This is a genomic window from Microbacterium sp. K41 (assembly GCF_004794395.1).
Classification (GTDB): Bacteria; Actinomycetota; Actinomycetes; order Actinomycetales; family Microbacteriaceae; genus Microbacterium; species Microbacterium sufflavum.
This window is the reverse complement of record NZ_SSDO01000415.1, coordinates 1-2,184: the sequence shown is the minus strand read 5'-3', so window position 1 is coordinate 2,184 and position 2,184 is coordinate 1. Positions and strand designations below refer to the sequence as shown.

3 protein-coding genes are annotated in these 2,184 nt (G+C 73.0%); all 3 read right to left on the bottom strand.

Features of this window, described 5'->3' with window-relative positions; genetic code table 11:
• Positions 1–32 precede the first annotated feature (32 nt).
• On the bottom strand, positions 33–521 hold the full coding sequence (locus DW309_RS12970; RefSeq protein ID WP_136045618.1) for a SprT-like domain-containing protein: 489 nt from the start codon (positions 519–521) through the stop codon (positions 33–35).
• Between the two features lie 43 nt (positions 522–564).
• Positions 565–1,092: a hypothetical protein gene (locus DW309_RS12965; protein ID WP_136045617.1), complete on the bottom strand. Its 528-nt coding sequence runs from the start codon at positions 1,090–1,092 to the stop codon at positions 565–567.
• A gap of 82 nt (positions 1,093–1,174) precedes the next feature.
• The gene (locus DW309_RS12960) at positions 1,175–2,035 is read right to left on the bottom strand and encodes a spermidine synthase (protein WP_136032281.1); all 861 of its coding nucleotides are present in this window, start codon (positions 2,033–2,035) and stop codon (positions 1,175–1,177) included.
• Positions 2,036–2,184: the final 149 nt, after the last annotated feature.

The window sequence follows — 2,184 nt, the reverse complement described above, 5'->3', positions numbered from 1 at the left end:
TGGACGGCGACTGCGCGGAGCCGCGGGCGTCGTCAGCGCGGCAGCTGCGCCGCGACTCGGGCGTCCGTGGTGATCTCGCGGCGCGTCCAGGCGAAGAGGTGCCGGGAGTCGAACGTGCGCGAGCACCGGGCGCACGAGGTGGCCCGCGTCGGGCGGCGGTGGCGATAGGTCACGTGCCCCGCGGGGCAGTGCCCCACCCACGGCGCCAGCTCGACCGCGGTCTCGCCGTGGTGGGTGGTGCCGCCGACGTAGCCCAGGTCGGCGGCGACGCGTTTCCACGCGGGGCCGTGCGCCGCCGCGTGACCCGCGAGCGCATGGGCCACCTCGTGCAGCAGGACCTGGTGGATCTCGTCGTCCTCGAAGCGGGCGGCGAGGTAGCGCGACACCGTGATGCGCTTGTTCGTGTAGTCGCACTGCCCGGCACGGCGCTTGGCATGGTCGAAGTCGAACGTCCAGCTGTCGTCGAGGTGCAGCCGGATCAGTGCCTCGCCCCAGACGCGCACTCGGGTCAGTTCCGCCATGGGCTCAGGGTAATCCACGGCGGGGACATCGGGGTGCTGCGGCTCAGCCCGCGATGAGCTGCGACGGTCGGTGCCGTTCGGCGGCCTCGATCGCCAGCAGCACGGTCTCCAGCTCGCTGTCGTCCGCGCCCGACTCGCGCCGCAGGAACAGCGACTGCTTGAAGCTCTCCCGCGCGGTGTCGAAGTCGCCGGCCTCGTAGGCGTTCTTGCCGTGGTGCTGGTAGGCGAACGCGGCGATCGACAGCCAGCGCTGCCCCTCGGCCTCGGAGGCGCACGTGGCCAGCTCCTGCTCGGCGGCCGCATGGGCGCCGCGGTACTGCAGGATCGTGGCGTGCAGCACACGGGCGCGCAGCACGTCCCGGCGGGTTCCGGCCATCCGCGCCTGGCGCACGGTCTCCTCGGCGAGCACGAGCGCCTCGTCGAGACGGTCGAGCACCTTCAGCAGCCACACGCGCTCGAGCAGTGCGGGCAGGGAGCGCTGCTCCTCGATCTCGGTCAGGCGGGCAGCGCACTCGTCGAGATCGACCAGTTCGCGGAGGGTCTCCCGGTCGTAACCCCGGATCAAACTCATTGCTCTCCTTCTGATGCGTCCCCGCCGCGTCCCCGTCCAGTGTGCCTGGCGTCTGCGCGGTCTCGAAGGCGGCGCGCCCTGGTCAGCGCAGGAACAGCGATGCGTCAGGGCGGGGCGACGCGACGGCGTCCGCGTCCGTCACGACGCGAGCTCCCTGGAGGAACGCCTCCGCCTCCGCGCCCTGGGCGATCTTGGCGGGGTGGGGTCCGGCCGCGAGCAGTCGCGGCAGCCACTCGGTGGGCAGCGGCGCGGCGGATGCCGCGAGCACGAGGTTGCCGAATCGCCGTCCCTTGAGCACCTGCGTGTCGGCGAGGATGCCGAGCTCGGGCAGCACGGCGGCGATGGTCGCGGCCTGGCGCCGGGCGAACGCGAGCCCCGGTCCGTCCGCGACGTTCACCAGCAGCACGCCACCGGGGGCGAGCAGCCCGGAGAGCTCGCGGTAGAACTCGACGCTCGTGAGATGGGCGGGCGTCTGCGCGCCGGAGTACACGTCCGACACCACGAGGTCGCAGGCGTGGTGCAGTGCGGCGGGCAGGCGCCCCACACCCTCCCGTGCGTCGCCGATGCGCAGCCGGATGGCCGCGCCCTTCGGGAGGGGGAGGTGCTCCCGGACGAGCTGCACGAGCGGTGCCTCCAGCTCGATCACCTGCTGACGCGAGCCGGGTCGCGTGGCCTCGATGTAGCGGGGGATCGTGAGCGCGCCGGCACCGAGGTGCACGGCGGTGAGCGGACCGGCGGGCAGCTGGTCGATCACGGCGCCCATCCGCACGATGTATTCGAAGTGCAGGTGGGTCGGGTCGTCGAGGTCGACGTGCGACTGCGGGGTGTCGTCGACGATGAGCTCGAAGCCGCTCGTGAACTCGGAGGGGACGATGCGGGCGATGCCGCCGTGATCGAGCCGGGTCTGCGGGTGCTCGGTGTCTCGCGCGCGCGTCCGGCCCATGCTCCGAGCCTACGCGCTGCGCCGACCGCTCAGCGCTGGTTGCCGACCGCGCACGTCTCCTGCTCGAGCGTCTGACCGGAGACGTCCGGGGGCAGGGTGGCCCGCGCGTCGGGCGTCTCGGTCGGCGCGGGGGTCGCGGCGGTGCCGTC

What these genes read in the sequence shown, in the direction of transcription:
- DW309_RS12960 (WP_136032281.1), bottom strand. Translation starts at nt 2,035, where the DNA reads ATGGGCCGGACGCGCGCGCGAGACACCGAGCACCCGCAGACCCGGCTC.
- DW309_RS12965 (WP_136045617.1), bottom strand. Translation starts at nt 1,092, where the DNA reads ATGAGTTTGATCCGGGGTTACGACCGGGAGACCCTCCGCGAACTGGTC.
- DW309_RS12970 (WP_136045618.1), bottom strand. Translation starts at nt 521, where the DNA reads ATGGCGGAACTGACCCGAGTGCGCGTCTGGGGCGAGGCACTGATCCGG.